Annotated in this window: 19 protein-coding genes; 6 read left to right on the top strand and 13 right to left on the bottom strand. The window is 70.2% G+C overall.

Annotated elements, in window-relative coordinates; genetic code table 11:
* Positions 1–2 precede the first annotated feature (2 nt).
* The 3 genes from mltG to alaS are packed head-to-tail and all read right to left on the bottom strand — an operon-like array spanning position 3 to position 4,458.
* Positions 3–1,286: an endolytic transglycosylase MltG gene (mltG, locus tag ACFFC4_RS10160; RefSeq protein WP_375500396.1), complete on the bottom strand. Its 1,284-nt coding sequence runs from the start codon at positions 1,284–1,286 to the stop codon at positions 3–5.
* Entirely contained in the window at positions 1,283–1,750 is a 468-nt protein-coding gene (ruvX, locus tag ACFFC4_RS10165; protein WP_375500398.1) for a Holliday junction resolvase RuvX, read from the bottom strand. The genes mltG and ruvX overlap by 4 nt, the downstream gene beginning before the upstream one ends.
* Positions 1,747–4,458 (bottom strand): alanine--tRNA ligase, encoded by a 2,712-nt coding sequence (alaS, locus tag ACFFC4_RS10170; protein ID WP_375500400.1) that lies wholly within the window; start codon positions 4,456–4,458, stop codon positions 1,747–1,749. The genes ruvX and alaS overlap by 4 nt, the downstream gene beginning before the upstream one ends.
* Before the next feature lie 75 nt (positions 4,459–4,533).
* On the opposite strand from alaS, the gene ACFFC4_RS10175 reads away from it, so the two are divergent.
* The gene (locus ACFFC4_RS10175) at positions 4,534–5,091 is read left to right on the top strand and encodes a 2'-5' RNA ligase family protein (protein WP_375500402.1); all 558 of its coding nucleotides are present in this window, start codon (positions 4,534–4,536) and stop codon (positions 5,089–5,091) included.
* A 117-nt stretch (positions 5,092–5,208) separates the two neighbouring features.
* Here the strand turns inward: ACFFC4_RS10175 and ACFFC4_RS10180 are convergent, their stop codons facing one another.
* Genes ACFFC4_RS10180 through ACFFC4_RS10190 form a run of 3 tightly spaced genes read right to left on the bottom strand, consistent with a single transcriptional unit; the run spans position 5,209 to position 7,220 of the window.
* Positions 5,209–5,463: a hypothetical protein gene (locus ACFFC4_RS10180; RefSeq protein ID WP_375500404.1), complete on the bottom strand. Its 255-nt coding sequence runs from the start codon at positions 5,461–5,463 to the stop codon at positions 5,209–5,211.
* Entirely contained in the window at positions 5,463–5,888 is a 426-nt protein-coding gene (locus tag ACFFC4_RS10185; protein WP_375500406.1) for a DUF948 domain-containing protein, read from the bottom strand. Before ACFFC4_RS10185 ends, ACFFC4_RS10180 begins: the two co-directional genes overlap by 1 nt.
* 60 nt (positions 5,889–5,948) lie before the next feature.
* Positions 5,949–7,220, bottom strand: a complete 1,272-nt coding sequence (locus tag ACFFC4_RS10190; protein ID WP_375500438.1) for a replication-associated recombination protein A — start codon at positions 7,218–7,220, stop codon at positions 5,949–5,951.
* Positions 7,221–7,659: 439 nt separating this feature from the next.
* Between ACFFC4_RS10190 and ACFFC4_RS10195 the strand changes: the two genes are divergently transcribed.
* Genes ACFFC4_RS10195 through ACFFC4_RS10205 form a run of 3 tightly spaced genes read left to right on the top strand, consistent with a single transcriptional unit; the run spans position 7,660 to position 11,594 of the window.
* On the top strand, positions 7,660–9,387 hold the full coding sequence (locus tag ACFFC4_RS10195; protein WP_375500408.1) for a phosphatidylglycerol lysyltransferase domain-containing protein: 1,728 nt from the start codon (positions 7,660–7,662) through the stop codon (positions 9,385–9,387).
* Positions 9,380–10,342, top strand: a complete 963-nt coding sequence (locus tag ACFFC4_RS10200; RefSeq protein WP_375500410.1) for an alpha/beta hydrolase — start codon at positions 9,380–9,382, stop codon at positions 10,340–10,342. The genes ACFFC4_RS10195 and ACFFC4_RS10200 overlap by 8 nt, the downstream gene beginning before the upstream one ends.
* A gap of 1 nt (position 10,343) precedes the next feature.
* Entirely contained in the window at positions 10,344–11,594 is a 1,251-nt protein-coding gene (locus ACFFC4_RS10205; RefSeq protein WP_375500412.1) for an alpha/beta hydrolase, read from the top strand.
* On the opposite strand, the gene ACFFC4_RS10210 is transcribed toward ACFFC4_RS10205, so the two are convergent.
* From ACFFC4_RS10210 to ACFFC4_RS10235, 6 genes are read right to left on the bottom strand one after another with little or no spacing between them, the layout of a single operon-like run.
* Entirely contained in the window at positions 11,486–11,779 is a 294-nt protein-coding gene (locus ACFFC4_RS10210; protein WP_375500414.1) for an MSMEG_0570 family nitrogen starvation response protein, read from the bottom strand. The genes ACFFC4_RS10205 and ACFFC4_RS10210 overlap by 109 nt on opposite strands.
* Positions 11,772–12,203, bottom strand: a complete 432-nt coding sequence (locus ACFFC4_RS10215; protein ID WP_375500416.1) for a nitroreductase/quinone reductase family protein — start codon at positions 12,201–12,203, stop codon at positions 11,772–11,774. Before ACFFC4_RS10215 ends, ACFFC4_RS10210 begins: the two co-directional genes overlap by 8 nt.
* The gene (locus ACFFC4_RS10220; RefSeq protein WP_375500418.1) at positions 12,203–13,033 is read right to left on the bottom strand and encodes an SseB family protein; all 831 of its coding nucleotides are present in this window, start codon (positions 13,031–13,033) and stop codon (positions 12,203–12,205) included. The genes ACFFC4_RS10215 and ACFFC4_RS10220 overlap by 1 nt, the downstream gene beginning before the upstream one ends.
* Positions 13,030–14,796 carry an aspartate--tRNA ligase gene (aspS, locus tag ACFFC4_RS10225; protein WP_375500420.1) on the bottom strand — a complete coding sequence of 589 codons (1,767 nt, stop codon included), beginning with the start codon at positions 14,794–14,796 and terminating at the stop codon, positions 13,030–13,032. The genes ACFFC4_RS10220 and aspS overlap by 4 nt, the downstream gene beginning before the upstream one ends.
* A gap of 2 nt (positions 14,797–14,798) precedes the next feature.
* Positions 14,799–16,133, bottom strand: coding sequence for a histidine--tRNA ligase (hisS, locus tag ACFFC4_RS10230; RefSeq protein ID WP_375500422.1), 1,335 nt, complete (start codon positions 16,131–16,133; stop codon positions 14,799–14,801).
* A 25-nt stretch (positions 16,134–16,158) separates the two neighbouring features.
* Positions 16,159–16,821, bottom strand: coding sequence for an MBL fold metallo-hydrolase (locus ACFFC4_RS10235; RefSeq protein ID WP_375500424.1), 663 nt, complete (start codon positions 16,819–16,821; stop codon positions 16,159–16,161).
* A 139-nt stretch (positions 16,822–16,960) separates the two neighbouring features.
* Here ACFFC4_RS10235 and ACFFC4_RS10240 point away from each other — a divergent pair, with 139 nt between their 5' ends.
* On the top strand, positions 16,961–17,683 hold the full coding sequence (locus ACFFC4_RS10240; RefSeq protein WP_375500426.1) for an FKBP-type peptidyl-prolyl cis-trans isomerase: 723 nt from the start codon (positions 16,961–16,963) through the stop codon (positions 17,681–17,683).
* Positions 17,684–17,700: 17 nt separating this feature from the next.
* Positions 17,701–17,871 carry a hypothetical protein gene (locus tag ACFFC4_RS10245; RefSeq protein WP_375500428.1) on the top strand — a complete coding sequence of 57 codons (171 nt, stop codon included), beginning with the start codon at positions 17,701–17,703 and terminating at the stop codon, positions 17,869–17,871.
* Positions 17,872–17,894: 23 nt separating this feature from the next.
* Here ACFFC4_RS10245 and ACFFC4_RS10250 read toward each other — a convergent pair.
* On the bottom strand, positions 17,895–19,249 hold a 1,355-nt coding region (locus ACFFC4_RS10250; RefSeq protein ID WP_375500430.1), incomplete at its 5' end, for a RelA/SpoT family protein.

The following is a 19,249-nucleotide window of genomic DNA, read 5'->3' on the forward strand; positions in this document are numbered from 1 at the left end:
GACTACCCGCAGCCCCAGTTGTTGGCCCGGCAGGTGGCCGCTGCTTTGGTGAACGCGGCCTCGCTGTTGGTGAAGAACAGGTGGCCCGCGGCATCGGAGTTGACGTAGAACAACCAGTTGCCGGCGGTCGGGTTCGCAGCGGCATTCATCGCGTCGGTGCCGGGGTTGCTGATCGGCGTCGGCGGCAGGCTCTTGTTGTTGTAGGAGTTGTACGGGCCCTGAACGCTGGCGTAGACGCACTTGGTCGGGTCGGTACCGGCCAGCTTGCACTCGTAGGCACTGGTGGCGTCGATCTGCAGCGGCATGCCGGCCTTGAGGCGGTTCAGGATGACGCGGGCCACCTTGGCCATGTCGGCCGGGAACTTCGCCTCGGCCTGCGCGATCGAGGCGACGATCAGCTCCTGGTACGGGGTGAGCTTGAGCGCGGCGGCCTGCGCACTGAACCGCGTGGTGCGCGCCTGGTCGGTGAACTTGCCGACCATCTGCTGCAGCGCGCTCTCGGCAGTGGTCGTCTCGTCGAAGGGATACGTTGCCGGGAACAGGAAGCCCTCGGCCGACGTCGGCGCCCTGCCCGACGCGGTGAAGTCGGTGGGCAGGCCGAGCGCCGCCACGTTCTTCAAGGCGCGATCGACGGAGGTCGCGGACAGGCCCAGCCCGCAGACGGTGGTGGCCGGCGAGTCGGCGGTGCACGGGGGCGCGATCAACCGGCTGCGGACGTCGAGTGTGGTGGCCCCCTCGGTCACCACGACGTCGGAGTTCACCCGCGTCGACGGGTCGAGCAGCAGCGTCACCGCGCGGCTGGCCGCCATGTGCCGATGCAACCGGTAGGACCCGGGCTGAATGTTCGCCGAGCGCGCATTGTCGTTGGCGGCATCGGTGAAGGCGCGCTGGCTGGCCACCACACCGGCTTTCTCCAGGGTCGAGCCGATCTGCGCAGCGCCGTCGTTGGCCCGGACGGTGACGACGACGGTGCCCGTGCCGTCGCCGTCGTAATTGGCAGGGTGGAAGTAGCGGTAGACCGGGACGCCGATGAGCCAGGCAGAGACGCCGACGACGAGCACCAGCAGGAAGGCGAGCACGGCCATGCCCCGCCGGCGGCGCCGGCGTCGGGATGCGTGGCGGGTCGCGACCCGGGACGCGTTGTGGGCGCCGGAACGGGATCGGGATCCAGCGATGTCGTCACGGTCATCGACGTCGTCCGCACCGTCACCGTGCTCGCCGGCCGATCCGAAGAGCAGACCGTGCGGGTCGGAGTCGGGGGTCGACTCGAGATCGCGTTGCCTCACCCGCCTGGTCGTCCTTCCTGCCTTGGTTCGGCTGTGTCGAGCCAATGCTGAAGCAGTTCCACCGCGGCGGCCTGATCGATCACGCTGCGCCCGGCGCGCCCCCGGACGCCGTTCGCGTGGAGCTTACGCTGCGCGGAAACCGTCGTCAGACGCTCGTCGACGTAGCGAACCGGGCATGGGGCGATCCGCCGCGTGAGCTGGGCTCCGTACGCGCGCGCCATGTCGGCCGACGTTCCCTCCCGCCCGGCGAGCGTTCGGGGCAGTCCGACGACGACGCCGGCGGCCTCGTACTCAGCGACGAGTGCGGCAAGTTCGGACAGATCGCGCCCGCTCTTCGCGTCGCGGGCCAGGGTGGTCACCGGGACGGCCAGCACGCCACGCGGATCGCTGCGGGCCACCCCGACCCGCACCGTGCCGACGTCCACGCCCAGCCAGACGCCGGGCGTGTCGTGCGTGCTGCTCATGCCCGGTCGGTTGTCAGTTCGGCGCGGACGGCCGCGAAGGCGTCGAGGAGCTTGCTGGCATCCCCGCCGGCACCCTGGGCCAGGTCGGCCTTGCCACCGCCGCGGGCTCCCAGCACCGGCGCGAACGCACGCACGAGGTCACCGGCCTTGAGGCCGGCGTCCTGCCCGCTCTGGTTCACCGACGCGACGAACGCGGCACCGCCCTTGTCGTCGGGCGAGGCGAGCAGCACGACCGCCGGTTCCGACGGGCGCAGCCGCCCCCGGACGTCGAGGGCCAGTGAGCGCAGGTCGTTCCCGCCAACGCCCGCCGGCGCCTGCGCGACCACGAGCTGGACCCCGGCCAGCTGCTCGACCTGCCCGGCCAGCGAACCCGCGCTCGCCAGCACCTGCCCGACCCGCAGCTGGTTCAACTCGCGCTCGGCGGACTTGAGCCGGTCGAGCACGCCGGCGATGCGTTCCGGCAGCTCCTCGGGCGGCGCTTTGAACTCCGTCGCCAGCGACTGCACGAGCGTGTGCTCCCGGGCCAAGAACTTGAACGCATCGAGCCCGACCAGGGCCTCCACGCGGCGTACGCCCGAGCCGATCGACGCCTCGCCCAGCAGCTTGACCATGCCGATGACCGAGCTGCGCGCGACGTGTGTCCCACCGCAGAGCTCGCGCGAGTAGTCACCGATCTCGACGATGCGCACCTGGTCGCCGTACTTCTCACCGAACATGGCGATGGCGCCGAGCCGGCGCGCCTCGTCCTGATCGGTCACGAACCAGCGCACCTCGAGGTCGCGCAGCAACACCTCGTTGATCTCGTCCTCGACGTCGCCGAGGACGCTGGGCGGCACGGCCGAGGGCGTCGTGAAGTCGAAGCGCAACCGGCCCGGCGCGTTCAGCGAACCGGCCTGCGCCGCGGTGTCGCCCAACGCGCGGCGCAACCCCGAGTGCAGCAGGTGGGTGGCCGAGTGGCTGCGCGACACCGACGCGCGGCGCTCGACATCGACGCGCGCGACCACCGGGTCGCCGACGACGAGCTCGCCATTGAGCACGGTGGTGCGATGCACGACCAGGCCGGGGATCGGCTGCTGGACGTCGATGACCGACAGCTCGGTGGGCGTCGTCGCCCCGAGCCCGAGGATCGTGCCCCAGTCGGCAAGCTGGCCGCCGCCCTCGGCGTAGAACGGCGTGACGTCCAGGACGACTTCGACGTCCTGGCCCTGCTGGGCCGCGCTGACCGGACCGTCATCGCCGATGATCGCGACGACCGACGCCTCGCGGGTGGTCTCTTCGTAGCCGGTGAACGTGACGCGGCCGGCGTCGAGCACCGATCGGTACAGAGAAAGGTCGGCGTGCGACGTCTTCTTCGCGAAGGCGTCGGCCTTGGCCCGCGCGCGCTGCTCGGCCATCAGCCGACGGAAGCCGTCCTCGTCGACCCGAACACCCTGTTCGGCAGCCATCTCGAGGGTGAGATCGATCGGGAAGCCGTAGGTGTCGTGCAGCTGGAACGCGGTCGTGCCCGCGAGGGTGGTCGACCCGGTTCGCTTCAGGTTATCGACGGCCACGTCGAGGATCGTCGTGCCGGAGCGCAGGGTCTGCAGGAACGCCTCCTCCTCGGCGTAGGCGTACGTCGAGATGCGTTCGAAGTCGGTCGCAAGCTCGGGGTAGGACGGCGACATCGCGTCGCGCGACACCGGCAGCAGGTGCGGCAACACCGGCTCCTGGACGCCGAGCAGACGCATCGAGCGGATCGCCCGTCGCATGATGCGCCGCAGCACGTAGCCACGCCCCTCGTTGCCCGGCGTCACGCCGTCACCGATGAGCATCAGCGAGGTACGCACGTGGTCGGCGACGACCCGCAACCGCACGTCATCCGGGTGCGACTGCGTGGCCGCATGGCCTGAGTGCGCGCCGTAGACCTTCCCGGCCAGCTCTGCCGCGCGCTGCAGCACGGGACTGGTCTGGTCGATCTCGTAGAGGTTGTCGACGCCCTGCAGCAGCACCGCAACGCGTTCCATGCCCATGCCGGTGTCGATGTTCTTGGCCGGCAGCTCGCCCAGCACGGGGTAATCCGACTTCCCCGGGCCGACGGACGGTCCACGCTCGTTCTGCATGAACACGAGGTTCCAGAACTCCATGTAGCGGTCCTCGTCGACCGCCGGCCCGCCCTCGACGCCGTAGTCCGGCCCGCGGTCGTAGTACAGCTCGCTGCACGGCCCGCACGGTCCGGCGATGCCCATGGACCAGAAGTTGTCGTCCATACCCTTGCGTACGATGCGCTCGAGGGGCAGGCCGATCCGCTTGTGCCAGATGTCGATGGCCTCGTCGTCGTCGAGGTAGACGGTGGCCCAGATGCGCTCGCCGTCGAGACCGAATCCGCCGTCGGAGATCGACTTGGTCGACAGGTCCCAGGCGAGCTGGACGGCACCTTCCTTGAAGTAGTCGCCGAAGCTGAAGTTGCCGTTCATCTGGAAGAACGTGCCGTGCCGCGTGGTCTTGCCGACCTCGTCGATGTCGGGCGTGCGGATGCACTTCTGGATGCTGGTGGCCCGCGGCCAGGGCGCGGTCTGCTGACCCACGAAGTAGGGCACGAACTGCACCATGCCTGCGTTCACGAACAGCAGGTTCGGGTCCTCGAACGGCAGCGGCGCACTAGGTACGACGGTGTGCCCGTTGCGCTCGAAGTGCCCCAAGAACCGCGATCGAATGTCAGCAGAATCCACGCGCCCATGCTGCCAGACCGCCGGTGGCCGCTTTTCCGGTTCGGTCGATGCCCGGCCCGTGCCACCATCACCGGCATGACCGGAGCGACGCAGACCGCGGTAATCGTGGCGATCACCGCCGCCGAGCCCGTTGTGTCCGAATACCGACGGCGCTTCGACCGCGCGGCGTCCTGGGGCATCCCCGCGCACGTCTCGATCGTCTTCCCGTTCGTGGACCCGGCCGACCTCAACGAAGGGGTGCTCACCCGGCTGGCCGCGGCCGTGGCGACCGTGAACGCCTTCGACTGCATCTTTGCGCGTTGCCAATGGTTCGGCGAGGACGTGCTCTGGCTGGCGCCCGAGCCCGCGGACGGGTTCCGCACCCTGACCGCGGCCGTCGTCGCCGCGTTCCCGCAGCACCAGCCCTACGGCGGCCAGTTCGACGAGGTCGTTCCGCACCTAACCGTCGGTGAACGCCGACGCGGGTCCACCGATGAGTTGCGTGCTGCGGCGCGTGGTGTCAGCGTCGAACTGCCCATCCTGGCGACCGTCGATCACGCCGTACTCGTCGCCGGCACCGACGCACCGGCCAGCTGGCGCACGATCCGCCGCCTGCCCCTTGGATTTCGACCTGCGTTCGAGCCCGTCCGCTGATGCCCGCGCCGGCGCAGCTTGCGGTTTCCTGCGGTATGACGGTTGTCCGACGCGACGGCAGCTCGTAAACAAGCGTCGTACCGGTCGAAATCCAAGGCCAGGTGCGGGACCGTTGCGTCAGGCGGGCGGGGGCGTCTCGCGGGTGGCCGAACCGTCCAGGCCGGTGCTCTCGCGCAGCTGGATCTCTCGCTCGGACATGGCCTCGCGGACGTCGGCGGCGAAGTCGCTGATCGAGTCGGCGAGGTCGGACAGTCCCTGGCCGATGCTGGTGGCCATGCCACTGGGCGTCAGCTTCTCAGCCGCGCGGGAGAGCTTGCGCACGACGAGCGCGCCGATCGTGACGCCCATGGCCAGCCAGAACAGCCGCCGCATCAGATCTTCCCGTGCCGGGCGCTGCGCCCGGTGCGGTCCTTGCGGCGGGCGGCGCGGGCGGACTTGATCGCGTCGGCGTCGCGTCTGCTGGAGACGGTCTTGCGGACGCCGTAGGTGAAGGCCGCGGCCTTGATCATCGGGCTGCCCAGCGTGCTGGACACCACCGAGGTCATGGCCGCGACGTTGGTCGTCATCGAGTTGACGTTCGCAGCGATGCTCTCGAGCTGGCCGAGCTGGGCGTTGAGCTGCAGCACCGTGCTCTGTGCCTCGGTGAGGATCGGCGCGGCGCCTTCATGGGTCTTGCGGACGGCCAGGGTGGCCTCGTCGAGCGTGCGCCCCAACTTGAGCAGCGGGAAAGCGAGCAGCAGGACGAGCAGGACGAACGCGCCCGCTGCGATCAGCGCAGCGACGGCGGCTCCGGACATCGACTCTCCCAATGAGTGGCGGCGGCGTTTCGGCCGTTCTTACCGGACGACCCTAGCGGGTCACCGTCCGGCGTCCGGCCGGCCTCGGATCATGGCCCGCAGCCGCTCGAGCCGCTCGGCCAGCGCTCGCTCGGCGCCGCGGCCGGCCGGGTGGACGTAGTCGCGCCCGACGAGCTCGTCGGGCGGGTATTGCTGGGCAACGACGCCGTCCGGGGTGTCCGGCGGGTAGATGTAGCGCTGCCCCGCGCCGAGCGTGCCGGCGCCGGCGTAGTGCGCATCGCGCAGGGGCGGGGGCACGGCACCGGCCAGCCCGGCCTTGACGTCGGCCTGCGCCTCGCTGATCGCGCGGACCACAGCGTTGGACTTCGGCGCGAGTGCCAGATGGATGGTGGCCTGGGCCAGGTTGATCCGGGCCTCTGGCAACCCGATGAGCTGGACGGCCTGCGCGGCCGCGGTGGCCGCCAGCAACGCGGTCGGGTCGGCCAGGCCGATGTCCTCGCTGGCGTGCACGACCAGGCGGCGCGCGATGAAGCGCGGGTCCTCACCGGCCTCAAGCATTCGCGCCAGGTAGTGAACGGCGGCGTCGGCGTCGGAGCCGCGGATGGACTTGATGAAGGCGCTGATCACGTCGTAGTGCTGATCGCCGTCGCGGTCGTAACGGACGGCCGCGCTATCCACGGCCTGCTCCAGGGTCGCGAGGTCGACGCTGCCACGCCCCTCGGCAAGCACCGTGCCCGCGGCCGCCTCCAGCGCGGTGAGTGCTCGCCGCGCGTCGCCGCCGGCGATGCGCAGCAGGTGGGCGCGGGCGTCCTCGTCGAGGCTCACCTCGGCGCGCAAGCCGCGCTCCGAGCGCAGGGCGCGGTCGACGAGTCGCTCGACCGCGGCGTCGTCGAGCGGCTGCAGGGTCAGCAGCAGGCTGCGCGACAGCAGCGGCGCGACGATGGAGAAGAACGGATTCTCGGTGGTGGCCGCGACCAGGGTGACGTGCCGTGCTTCGACCGCGGCCAGCAGCGAGTCCTGCTGGGTCTTGCTGAAGCGGTGGATCTCGTCGATGAACAGCACCGTCTGCCGGCCGTTGTGGGTCAGCTCGGCCTTGGCCCGGGCGATGATCTCGCGGACGTCCTTGACGCCCGCGTTCAGCGCGGACAGCTGTTCGAAGCGGCGGTTGGTGGCGCTCGAGACGATCAGCGCCAGCGTTGTCTTGCCGGTGCCGGGCGGCCCGTAGAGCACCAGCGACATGGGACTGTCGCCCTCGACGAGCCGGCGAAGCGGCGAGCCGGCCGCGAGCAGGTGCTCCTGGCCGACGACCTCGTCCAGCGTGCGCGGACGCATCCGCGCAGCTAGCGGAGCGGTGAGGTCGATCGGCCGAGCGGCCAGCGGGCCGGTGGCATCGACGTCGGGCACGATCTGCGCGGTCGCCGTCTCGTCGGCCCCGAACAACGTCACCCGTGCAGCGTAGGCGGGACGGCCGCGTCGTCGTCCACAACCACCCCGTGCCCGCCCGCCAGCTGGTATCACACGCGCGCGATTTGCTCTGCTCAGTAATGGTGAGCATCTGCTCACTCCTAGCGAGCAGAGCAAAGGAGCGCCAACGGCGTTCCTGGCCTTTGGGGCCGAGCGGGCTGTATGCGGTCGCAGCACGTACGAACCGGTGGCCACCAAATGCTGTGCAAACGCTGCGCGGGCGTGAAGCATTCGCTGAGTCCGGCTGCCAATTCATAACCGCCCGCCAGAGGCTTCGTGCATTTGTTCCGCACCAATGGGAGCCCCTGTGACCATCCTGTCGCCGTCACGCTTGACCCGGACCCGCAGCCGGGTCACCGGCCTCGTCGAGCACGCGCCGCGAATCAGTGCATACGTCGCGGTCCTGGCCGGTCTGCTGTCGTTGACCGACGTGCTGTGGGCGCATCCGTGGGGCGTGCTGTCGGCCTTTAGCCCGATCGAGCTCGACCCGGGCAACCGGACGGTCGAGGTCGCAGTGGCGGTCTCCGGCCTGCTGCTCCTGCGGGTCGCCGTCGGCCTGCGTCGAGGCAAGCGCTCGGCATTGCTGTTGGGCATCGCCGCCTGCGCCACGATCTGCTTCGTCAATGTGATCCGGGACGACTGGCGCCCGATCGAGTCCACGGTCGTCAGCGTGCTGCTGGTCGGCTTGATCCTTGCCCACTCGCGGTTCACTGCGGTGGACGACCCGGTTGGACGCGACTTCGCCGTCCGTGTCGCCGCGCAGTTCCTGGCCTGCGGCGTGGCGCTCGGCCTCGTCCTGCTCTACCTGCCGGGCCACGTGCCGAACGGGACGTCCTTGCTGGGTCGGCTGCGGGAGATCGCGTGCTCACTGGTCGGTCTCGGCGGTCGGCTGCCCATCCGCGGTGAGGACTACAGCGACGCCGTGCACGCCACGCTGGTCGGCTTCGGCGTCCTTGCTCTGGCCTCCGGCGTCATCCTGCTGCTGCTGCCCTTCCAGCCGACCGCGAGGCTGGCAGAGCAGGACGAGGCGCGGTTGCGGACCCTGCTGGAGCGGCACGGTGAGTCCGACTCGCTCGGGTACTTCGCGCTGCGCCGCGACAAGTCGGTGGTCTGGTCCCCGAGCGGCAAAGCCGCAATCACGTACCGGGTCGTGCTCGGGGTGGCCCTGGTCAGCGGCGACCCGCTCGGTGACGTCGAGGCGTGGCCGGGCGCGATCGCCGAGTACCGCGAGCTAGTCCGCCGGTACGGCTGGACGCCCGCGGTGATGGGCTGCAGCGAACGCGGCGCCACGGTGTGGGCCCGCGACTTCGGGCTGAACGCGCTGGCGCTCGGCGACGAGGCGGTGCTCGACGCCCGCACCTTCACCCTGGAGGGACGAGCGATGCGCGGTGTCCGGCAGGCGTGCGCGCGGGTCGAACGGGCCGGGTACCGGGTCCAGGTGCGCCGGACGGCCGCCCTGGACGAGGCCGAGTTCGACCGCCTGCGCACTGCTGCGCACGACTGGCGGGGCGACTCCGTCGAGCGCGGGTTCTCCATGGCGCTGTCCCGGATCGGCGATCCGTCCGACGCCGACTGCGTGGTCGTCACCGCGGAGCAGGACGGCGAGCTGCGCGGGCTGCTGCACTTCGTGCCCTGGGGCACCGGGGGCATCTCGCTCGACTTGATGCGCAGGGCCCGTGACTGCGACAACGGCATCAACGAGTACATGATCGTCGCCGCGCTGAACGCGTGCGCCGAGCTCGGGGTGCACCGGGTGTCGCTCAATTTTGCCGTCTTCCGCGAGGCGCTCGAGCGCGGCGCCCGGATCGGCGCCGGGCCTGTCCTGCGCGCGTGGCGACGCGTTCTGCTGGCGGCCTCGCGCTGGTGGCAGATCGAGTCGCTGTACCGGTTCAACGACAAGTTCCAGCCGGAGTGGCTGCCACGATTCCTCTGCTTCCCGGCCGCCCGGGACCTGCCCCGGATCGGACTGGCGGCCATGGAGGCGGAAGCCTTCCTGGTCCGCCCCCGCCTGCTGCACCTGTCACACCATGGCTGACCGCACCCGCGTCGGCAGCCTGCTAATCCTGCCGGCCCTGGCGCTTGCCCTGACGTCGTGCACCAGCTCGACCCAGTCCCGCCAAGCCTCCGACGCCCCGTCGACGTCCACAACGACCCACGACCCGCGCAGTGCAACCTCGCACAACTTCGCGGCAACCCCCACGGGCAGGTTGATTACCCGCACGATCCCCGGCGGGAGCACCGGGTTCGCGCCTCGTCCGGCCGTGATCTACCTGCCGCCCGCGGCACAGACGCACCCGTCGGAACGCTTTCCGGTGCTGCTGCTGCTGCATGGCACCAAGGGCGGGCCAACCAACTGGGACACGTCCGGCAGGGCCGCTGAGGCCCTCAACCGCTTCGCCGCGACGCACGGCGGCAAGGCCCCGGTTGTCCTCATGCCCGACATCAACGGGTCGCTGCACGACGACACCGAGTGCATTCGGACAACCCGGGGCGGCAACGTCGAACGTTACCTGCTCGATGTCGTGCCGGCCTGGATTCGGACACACCTGCCGGTGTCTGCCAGCGCCCGCAGCTGGGGCGTCGAGGGAGCCTCGGAGGGCGGGACCTGCGCGATGGTGCTGGCCCTGCGTGCGTCCCGGACGTTCTCCTTCGTCGGCGACTTCTCGGGGTTGCGCCGACCGACGGTCGGCGACACCGACGACCCCGCGGCCACCATCGCGCGGCTCTTCGGCGGATCGCGTACGGCATACGACGCGCACGACCCGACCGTGCTGCTGCGCCGCCACCGCTACCCGAGGCTGTCCGCCTGGCTGGAGTGCGGGGCGTCCGACACGGCCGTGGTCGCCGATCAGCGGGCCGTGGGTGCCCTGGCGCGTCGCTCGCTGCATGCGGTGCACACGAGTACGACGCCCGGACGGCATTCCTGGTCGGTCTGGCGCACGGCGTTTGCGTCGGCCCTGCCCCGGTTCTGGGCACGCGGAGGAGCGTGACGTGGAACCGAATTCGGTGTTCCTGGTGATCGCGCTGCTGGCCGTGGCCGCGGCGGCCATCGCGGCGGCGGTGCGGCTGCGCCCCGTGGCGGTGAAGGTCGTCGCCGGCGTGCTGGCCATGGTGCTGTCGGCCGGGGCGGGCATCGCTGTCGTCAACGACTACTACGCCTACTACCAGACGTGGTCGCAGCTGTCCGCCGACCTGAACGGCAGTTACTCGTCGTTCTCCTCGACACCGGTCGCGAACCGCACGACAGCACGGGTCGACCGCGGTCGCGTCGAGTCGATCACGCTGGCCGGACCGGCGAGCGGCATCACCCGCCGCGGGCTGGTGTATCTACCGCCGCAGTACTTCCAGAGCGCCTACTCGCACGTCGATTTCCCGGTCGTCGAACTCGTGCACGGCAGTCCTGGCACTCCGCAGAACTGGATCGTGCAGATGCGGCTCGCCCATGTGCTGGACCACCTCATCGGCGAGCACCTCATGGGGCCGGTCATCGCGGTCATGCCGACGATGGCCGTGGGCGACCACTTCGAGGAGTGCCTGAACGTTCCGGGCGCGGCGGACGACACCTACCTCACGCAGGACGTCCGGACCGACGTCGAGGTCCGGTTCCGCACCTCCCAGGTGCCGGCCGAGTGGGGCCTGGCTGGGTACTCCTCGGGCGGTTACTGCGCGGCGAACCTGGCCCTGAGGCACCGCAGCTCGTTCGGGGCTATCGGGATCATGGACGGGTACTTCCGCCCGACGGACGGACCGGCCGCAGCGGCCCTGCACGACAACCAGGCCGCGGAGCGGGCGAACGACCCGCTTCTTGCCGCGCGACGCCTCGCGTCGGCAACGCATCCATTGCCATCGTTCTGGGTAATGGCCGGGACGGGCGATGCCGGCGACTATGCCGGGGCCAAGTCCTTCGTGCGCGCCCTGCGCGGGCTGGACGCGGTCACGGTGCACGCCGAGTCGGGCGCTACCCACAACTTCGACGCGTGGCGGGCGGCTGACCCGGCGATGTTGACCTGGCTCTGGACGCAGCTGGCCGCGCCGAGCCTGCGCGTGCAGTTCCCGCTCGCGGCGTCGGTCGGCCTGAGCGAGCACCCACCGCGCCATCGTCGATCATCGGACCGCGAGCGGCGGCCCGTGCCTCACCGTTCGAACGCCTCCACCACGGCGACGTCACCACCGGCGTACCGCGCGGCGCGCGACTCGACCGCGGCCAACGACGCCGCAGCACGGGTGCAGGGGAAGCCGTAGGACGCGCGCACCCGGTTGCTGGCCTCGGTCAGCGCCGTGCGCATCCGGGGCAACAAATCCTCGATGGGGTAGCTCGCGCCCTCGTCGAGGTGGTCGGTCAGGACCAGTGACGGGCTGTAGACGCGCTGCGCCGACCCGTCGGGCCAGCGCAGGTGCACGTGCATCTCGGGCACGGGCTCACCCACCGCCCTGGACACGGTGCAAGGCCACCACGGGTATGACGCGGATGCCCTCGGTCTTTTCGGCGTAGTCGGCGAAGCCGGGCATCACCTCGACCTGGGCGGCGAAGATTCGCTCGCGCTCTTCCCCGGACAGCGTCTCGACCCGTACCTCGTAGGTCTCGGTGCCGACCTCGACGCTCGTGTGTCCGGTCGCCACGATGTTGTCGTACCACTGCGGGTCCTTCGGCGCGCCGGCGGCCGAGGCGAACACGTAGATCGTGTGCTCGTCGGTGGGGTCGGATTTGTAGACGAGCGGGGCGACGTACTCGCGGCCGGACGAGCGGCCGGTGTGGTGCAGCAGCACCATCGGTGCGCCCTCGAACTGGCCGCCCACGCGGCCCTCGTTGGCGCGGAATTCGGCGATGATCTTCTCATTCCAGTCCGACATCAGAGTCCTCCTTGTGAGCCGAACAGCTCCTCGTTGGTGACCGCGGCCCACGGCCAGGCCGGATTGACGACGAGCCCGGCGAAGTCGCCCTCGCGCAGGGCCTGGTGGACCTCGGCGGTCGTCCACACCACGAACGAGTCACCCGCGGCGCGGGCCGCGGCCTCGGGGCCGGAGGTGAAGACCAGCAGCGCCGGGCGGTCGTCGGGCAGCGTGGTGGTGCGGATGAGGGCCGGGGTGTCCTCGGCCAGCTCTCCCCCGACGCCGTCGTCGTCGAGGCCCTCGGGCAGGTCGACGGCGAGCACGAAGACGCCCTCGGCGCGCAGCGCGTCGAGCAGCACCTCGCGCCGTTCCGGCTCGACGTTCACAACGTCGAGGGCCTGCCGGACGACGTCGTTGCGCGGCACCCGGAGCGCGAACTCGAGTTCGTCGCGCGACAGCGCGCAGCTCGGCCCGCCCGGGTCGAGACACAGCCACTGGTGGTCCTGCTCGAGGGCGAGCTCGAGGACAGCGGACGCCGGCTGCACCAGCGACTGCACTGGTCCGTCAACCTCGTCCCCGTGGACCTTCTCGATCTCGGCCGTGCTCGTGAACGCCGCCAGGGCCGACCCTCCGTCGGGTCCGGCCATGGTCGCGATCCGCACCGTCGAGCCGGCCTCGATCTCGCTGCCGTCAGCGCTGATGGGCATGTCCGAGCCGGTGACGTCGAGCAGCAGGAAACCCTGCAGGCACCAGCGCAGGACGTCCACACTGGAGCCGTCGCCGGCCGCGGCGACGAAGTCGTCGAGCACCGCGCGGATCGCCGGGTTGGTTACACCGCCCGGCTCGCTCACTCGTCCGCGTCCGGGACCGCGTCGACCCCGGCCTCCTTGCGCTGCTCGGCGGTGATCGGGGCGGGCGCTGACGTGAGCGGGTCGTAGCCGCCGCCGGACTTCGGAAAGGCGATGACGTCGCGGATGGATTCCGTCCGTGCGAGCAGCGCGCAAATGCGGTCCATGCCCACCGCGATGCCACCGTGCGGCGGGGCGCCGTAGCTGAACGCGTCGAGCAGGAAGCCGAATTTTTCCTGCGCCTCCTTATCAGTTAGCCCCATGACCGCGAACACCCGTTCCTGCACCGACCGCTGGTGGATACGGATAGATCCGCCGCCCAGTTCGTTGCCGTTGCAGACGATGTCGTAGGCGTACGCCAGGGCGCTGCCGGGGTCGGTGTCGAAGGTGTCGACGAATTCCGGCTTGGGCCCGGTGAACGCGTGGTGGACGGCCGTCCACTCCCCCGCACCGACCGCGACGTCGCCACTGGCGACGGCCTGCGACGATGGCTCGAACATCGGGGCGTCGACCACCCAGGTGAACGCGAACCTGCTGTCGTCGATCAGCTCGAGACGACGCCCGATCTCCAGGCGGGCCGCACCCAGCAGGCTGCGGGCCGTAGCGGCCGTGCCGGCGGCGAAGAAGATGCAGTCCCCCGGCTTCGCACCGACGTGCGCGACGAGCCCGGCCCGCTCTACCTCGGAAAGGTTCTTCGCGACCGGGCCGCCGAGCTCGCCGTCCTCGCCCACCAGGACGTAGGCGAGGCCGCGGTGCCCGCGCTGCTTGGCGAACTCCTGCCAGCCGTCGAGCGTGCGCCGCGGCTGGGACGCGCCGCCCGCCATCACCACAGCACCGACGTACGGCGCCTGGAATACGCGGAACGGGGTATCGGCGAAGAAGCCCGTGCACTCGACAAGTTCGAGGTCCAGGCGCAGGTCGGGCTTGTCGGAGCCGTAGCGACGCATCGCCTCGGCGTAGGTCATGCGCGGGATCGGCCGCGGGATCTCAGCACCGATCACCCGCCACATGGCGGCGAGGACGTTCTCCATGAGCGCGATGACATCGTCCTGGTCGACGAAGCTCATCTCAATGTCGAGCTGGGTGAACTCCGGCTGCCGGTCGGCGCGGAAGTCCTCGTCGCGGTAGCAGCGGGCGATCTGGAAGTACTTCTCCATGCCCGCGACCATCAACAACTGCTTGAACAGCTGCGGCGACTGCGGCAGCGCGTACCAGCTGCCCGGCCGCAACCGCGCCGGCACGAGGAAGTCCCGCGCGCCCTCGGGCGTCGAACGGGTCAGCGTCGGCGTCTCGATCTCGAGGAAACCCTGGTCGTGCAGCACGGCGCGGGCGGCGTGGTTGACGTCGCTACGCAGCTTCATCGCCGCGGCCGGCCCGGAGCGGCGCAGGTCCAGGTAGCGGTACTTCAGCCGCGCCTCCTCGCCCACCCCCGCGTAGTCGTCGAGCTGGAAGGGCAGCGGTGCCGCCTCGTTGAGGACCTCGAGCGAGGCCGCGACGACCTCGATCTCGCCCGTCGCGATGTTCGGGTTGACGTTGTGCGGTTCGCGGAGCTTCACCTCCCCGACGACCTGGATCACCCACTCGTTGCGCAGGCTGTGCGCCAGCGCGTCCTCGCGAATGACCACCTGTGCCGAGCCGCTGCGGTCGCGCAGGTCGATGAAGGTGACGCCGCCGTGGTCGCGACGGGTGGCCACCCAGCCGGCGAGCGTGACGGTCTGTCCTGCGTCGGTGGCGCGCAGCGAACCGGCGTCGTGAGTCCTGAACATTCTCAATCCTTCGTGGTGACCTGCGGTCGCAGGTCGTCGGCGGGCGGGGTCCAGGACGACGGGTCCGCGTCGACCTGGTCGCCGCTGCGGATGTCTTTGACAGTGTGCCCAGCATGGCCGCCGCCCCCTGGGAACCAGACGAAGGGGATCCCGCGGCGCTCGGCGTAGCGGATCTGCTTGCCGAACTTCTGCGGCGTGGCCGCGACCTCGGTGGCGATGCCGCGCGCCCGCAGCGCTTGGGCGATGCCGTCGCTGCTGGCCCTCGCGTCCTCGTCGGGCAGCGCGACGAGCACGGCCGACGGCACGGCCCGCGATGCCGAGACCACGCCGTCGGCGAACAGCGGCAGCAGCAACCGGGTGACACCGAGCGAAATACCTACCCCGGGGTAGGTCACCTTGCCGTCGCTGGCCAGCGCGTCGTACCGGCCGCCGGAGCAGATCGAGCCCAGCGACTCATAGCCGCTCATCCGGGTCTCGAAGACGGTGCCGGTGTAGTAGTCCAGGCCGCGGGCGATGCGCAGGTCGGCCTCGACGGTGACCCGGCCGCCGGTCAGCTCTGCACACCCGTCGAGCACTGCAGCCAGCTCGGCCAGGCCGGTGTCGAGCAGCTCGTGGGTGACGCCGAGTGCCCGCACTCGCTCGACGAAGGACGTGTCGGTGCTGCGGATCTCGGCCAGGGCGAGGCATTGGTCGGCCTGCGCTGCCGTGAGCCCGGCGTCGTCGACGAGCTGCGTGGCCACCGCCTGTGCCGGCAGCTTGTCGAGCTTGTCGATCGCCCGCATGACGGCGGGGACGTCGGTGGCGCCGAGGCCACGGTAGAAACCCTCGATGAGACGCCGGTTGTTCACCTGCAGCCGCAGCGGCGGCAGGAAATTCAGCGCGGACAACGCCTCGGCCATGACCCGGGCGATCTCGACGTCGTGATGGAAGGGCAGGACGTCGCGGGCCACGATGTCGATGTCGGCCTGGGTGAACTCCCGGTACCGACCGGTCTGCGGACGCTCGCCGCGCCACACCTTCTGGATCTGGTAGCGCCGGAACGGGAACTCCAGGTGGCCGGCGTGCTCGAGGACGTAGCGTGCGAAGGGCACGGTGAGGTCGAAGTGCAGCCCCAGACCTGAATCATTGGTGTCCGAGTCCTCTGCCTGCAGGCGGCGCAGGACGTACACCTCTTTATCGATCTCACCCTTGCGCAGCAGCTGGTCGAGTGACTCGACGGCCGGCGTCTCGATCGGCGCGAAGCCGTGCAGCTCGAACACGCCGCGCAGCCGGTCGAGCACGGCCAGCTCGGCGAAGCGCTGGGTCGGCAGCAGCTCCGGGAAGCCCGAGATGCTCATTGCTCGCTCCGCAAGCGTCGCTCGGTCACAGCAGGTCCAGCAGGAACGGGTTGGTGGCGCGCTCGCGCTCGACCGTGGTCTGCGGACCATGGCCCGGCAGCACGACGGTGCCGTCGGCCATCGGCAGGATCACGTCGCGCAGCGAACGTTCCATGTCAGCCATGGACGCCCCCGGCAGGTCGGTACGTCCGATCGAGCCGGCGAACAGTACGTCGCCCGAGAACAGCAGAGCCTCGTCGGCGCCGCTGAGTCCGAACACGACCGAGCCCGCGCTGTGCCCCGGAGCGTGCGTGACGGCGAAGTCCAGCCCGGCAAGCGGGACCGTGCCGGTCGTGGGCAACTCGCGAACGTCGTCGGGCTCGGCGAAGGTCAACGTGCCGAACAAGGGCGTGCCCTTCGGCATGCCCACCCACGTCCACGGGTCGGCGAGCTGCGGGCGGTCCCGGGGATGGATGTAGGCCGGGACGTCCCTGGCCTGGCAGACCGGCAGCACCGAGAAGGTGTGGTCGAAGTGCCCGTGCGTCAGGAGCACGGCGACGGGGTGCAGGCGATGCTCGGCGATGACCTCGTCGAGCTGGCCGGTGACGCCGATACCCGGGTCGATGACCACGCACTGCTCGCCGTCGCCGGGGGCAACCACGTAGCAATTCGTGGCCGTCGCCTCGGACGGGAAACCGGCAATCAACACGACCTCGACCCTACCGAGCAAGCGCAGCCGGCTTTCCCGCCCGTCTCACAGACCGGGCTCCGGAACGGTCGCCTAGACTTTCCGAGGTTTCCCCGAACCCTGCCGGGGCCCGACGAAGTCTCTGGAGGACCCCGCCCCGATGGACGCGAGAAGCAAGCGCCGTGAGGCCACCCGACGCCAGCTCGAGCAGCAGCTCAAGGAGCGTCAGGCCCGCGAGGCGCGCCGCAAGCGGGCGACGCTCATCACCTCGGTCGTCGGCACCGTCGTGGTCATCGCGCTGGTCGTCGTCCTCGTCGCCGTCTTCGCCGGCGGCAACGACCCGAGCACCAAGTCCAAGGCCGGGTCGAGCGCCAGCAGCAGCCCGAGCGCCACGGCGCCGACCTCCCCCGCCGTCCAGCTCGCGGCCCCGGCTGCCTGCGCGGCACCCACCGGCAAGCCCACCGCCAGCTTCGACGGCGTCACGGTCACCAACGCGATCAACCTCAAGACCGACCCCAAGGCCACCTCGAAATCCGCCACCACCCTGAAGGCGTTGGCCTGCGACGACCTCGTGGTCGGCAAGGGCAAGGCGGCCACGCCGACCTCGACCGTCTCGGTGCAGTACAGCGGGGTGCTCTACAAGGACGGAACGAAATTCGACTCGTCCTGGGCTAGCGGCAAGGCCGCCTCCTTCATGCTGACCCGGGTGGTGCAGGGCTTCACCCAGGGCATCGGAGGCACGGGCAAGGTGACGCCGATGCGCGTCGGTGGGCGGCGCGCCATCCTCGTCCCGGCGCAGCTGGGTTACGGCGCCTCCGGGCAGGGCGCTATCCCTGCCAACGCCGACCTCGTTTTCGTCGTGGACCTGCTCTCCGTGAAGTAACGAGGTGACGTGACCGCGTGCCCACGAGCAAGCAACGACGCGAGGCGGAGCAACGTCGCCTGCGTCGCCAGGCCCAGCGTCGGCAGCAGCAGCTGGCCCGACGCCGCCGACTGAATATCATCCTGACCGTCGTCGGGGTCCTCGTGCTCGCCGGTGTGATCGTCGGGCTGCTCGTCCTGACCAACTGACCCAACCCGGCTGCGGTTCGGTGTCAGTGCGAGGCGTGCACCCGGTAGACGTCGTAGCAGCCCTCGATCGAACGGATCGCCTTCAGCAGGTGTCCGAGATGCTTGGCCTCAGCCATCTCGAAGGTGAACTTGCTGACCGCGACCCGGTCTCGGTTGGTGCTGACGTTCGCCGACAGGATGCTGACCCGTTCCTCGGTGAGCACCCGGGTGATGTCCGAGAGCAGGCCGTGCCGGTCGAGCGCCTCGATCTGGATCGACACCACGAAGCTCGAACCGCCGGTGGGTGCCCAGTCGACCTCGACGAGCCGCTCGGGTTGCCCGGTGAGCGAGGACGCGTTCGTACAGCTGCCGCGGTGCACCGACACGCCCCCGCCACGGGTGACGAAGCCGATGATCTCGTCGCCCGGCACCGGCGTGCAGCAGCGGGCCAGCTTGACCCACACGTCGCTGACGCCCCGCACCACGACGCCGACATCGCTGCCGTTGCGCCGCCCCGCCTGGGGCGTGTCGTCGGTGGGGACCACGACCTCGGAGATGTCCTCGACCGAGCCCTCGGCGCCGCCGAGCTGCAGCACGATCTTCTGTACCACCGACTGCGCCGAGACATGGCCCTCACCGATCGCCGCGTACAGCGCCGAGATGTCCTGGTAGTGCATGTCCTGCGCCAGCGTCAGCAACTGATCGCCGCCCAACACCCGCTGGATGGGCAGCGCCGCCTTGCGCATCGCCTTGGTCAACGCCGCCTTGCCGGCGTCGATGGCGTCCTCGCGCCGCTCGCGGGCGAACCACTGCTTGATCTTGGTGCGGGCCCGCGGTGACTTGACGAACTCGAGCCAGTCGCGCGACGGCCCGGCGCTCTCGGACTTGGACGTGAACACCTCGACGGTGTCGCCGTGGTCGAGCGGGCTCTCGAGCGCGACCAGCTTGCCGTTGATGCGGGCGCCGATGCACCGATGACCGACCTCGGTGTGCACGGCGTAGGCGAAGTCGACGGGCGTCGAACCCTGCGGCAGCGGGAACACGTCGCCCTTCGGGGTGAAGACGTAGACCTCGGTGGCGCCGAGGTCGTACCGCAACGAGTCGAGGAACTCCTCGGGCTCCTGCGCCTCGCGCTGCCAGTCGAGCAGCTGGCGCAGCCAGCCCATGTCGTTGGACATGCCCGCCGGCGTCGAGACGTCGACGTTGTGTTCCTTGTACTTCCAATGGGCAGCGATTCCGTACTCGGCGGTACGGTGCTGGCCGAACGTACGGATCTGCAGCTCGACGGGTTTACCGCCCGGGCCGATGACCGTCGTGTGCAGCGACTGGTACATGTTGAACTTGGGCATCGCGATGTAGTCCTTGAACCGGCCCGGGACGGGCTGCCAGTTCGCGTGGA

Source organism: uncultured Jatrophihabitans sp. (assembly GCF_964244045.1).
In the GTDB taxonomy this organism is placed as follows: Bacteria; Actinomycetota; Actinomycetes; order Mycobacteriales; family Jatrophihabitantaceae; genus Jatrophihabitans.

Coding starts and splice junctions, on each gene's coding strand:
- aspS (WP_375500420.1), bottom strand. CDS start 14,796: ATGTTCAGGACTCACGACGCCGGTTCGCTGCGCGCCACCGACGCAGGA.
- ACFFC4_RS10240 (WP_375500426.1), top strand. CDS start 16,961: ATGGACGCGAGAAGCAAGCGCCGTGAGGCCACCCGACGCCAGCTCGAG.
- ruvX (WP_375500398.1), bottom strand. CDS start 1,750: ATGAGCAGCACGCACGACACGCCCGGCGTCTGGCTGGGCGTGGACGTC.
- ACFFC4_RS10215 (WP_375500416.1), bottom strand. CDS start 12,203: ATGTCGGACTGGAATGAGAAGATCATCGCCGAATTCCGCGCCAACGAG.
- ACFFC4_RS10185 (WP_375500406.1), bottom strand. CDS start 5,888: ATGTCCGGAGCCGCCGTCGCTGCGCTGATCGCAGCGGGCGCGTTCGTC.
- ACFFC4_RS10180 (WP_375500404.1), bottom strand. CDS start 5,463: ATGCGGCGGCTGTTCTGGCTGGCCATGGGCGTCACGATCGGCGCGCTC.
- ACFFC4_RS10200 (WP_375500410.1), top strand. CDS start 9,380: ATGGCTGACCGCACCCGCGTCGGCAGCCTGCTAATCCTGCCGGCCCTG.
- ACFFC4_RS10175 (WP_375500402.1), top strand. CDS start 4,534: ATGACCGGAGCGACGCAGACCGCGGTAATCGTGGCGATCACCGCCGCC.
- hisS (WP_375500422.1), bottom strand. CDS start 16,133: ATGAGCATCTCGGGCTTCCCGGAGCTGCTGCCGACCCAGCGCTTCGCC.
- ACFFC4_RS10190 (WP_375500438.1), bottom strand. CDS start 7,220: ATGCGTCCGCGCACGCTGGACGAGGTCGTCGGCCAGGAGCACCTGCTC.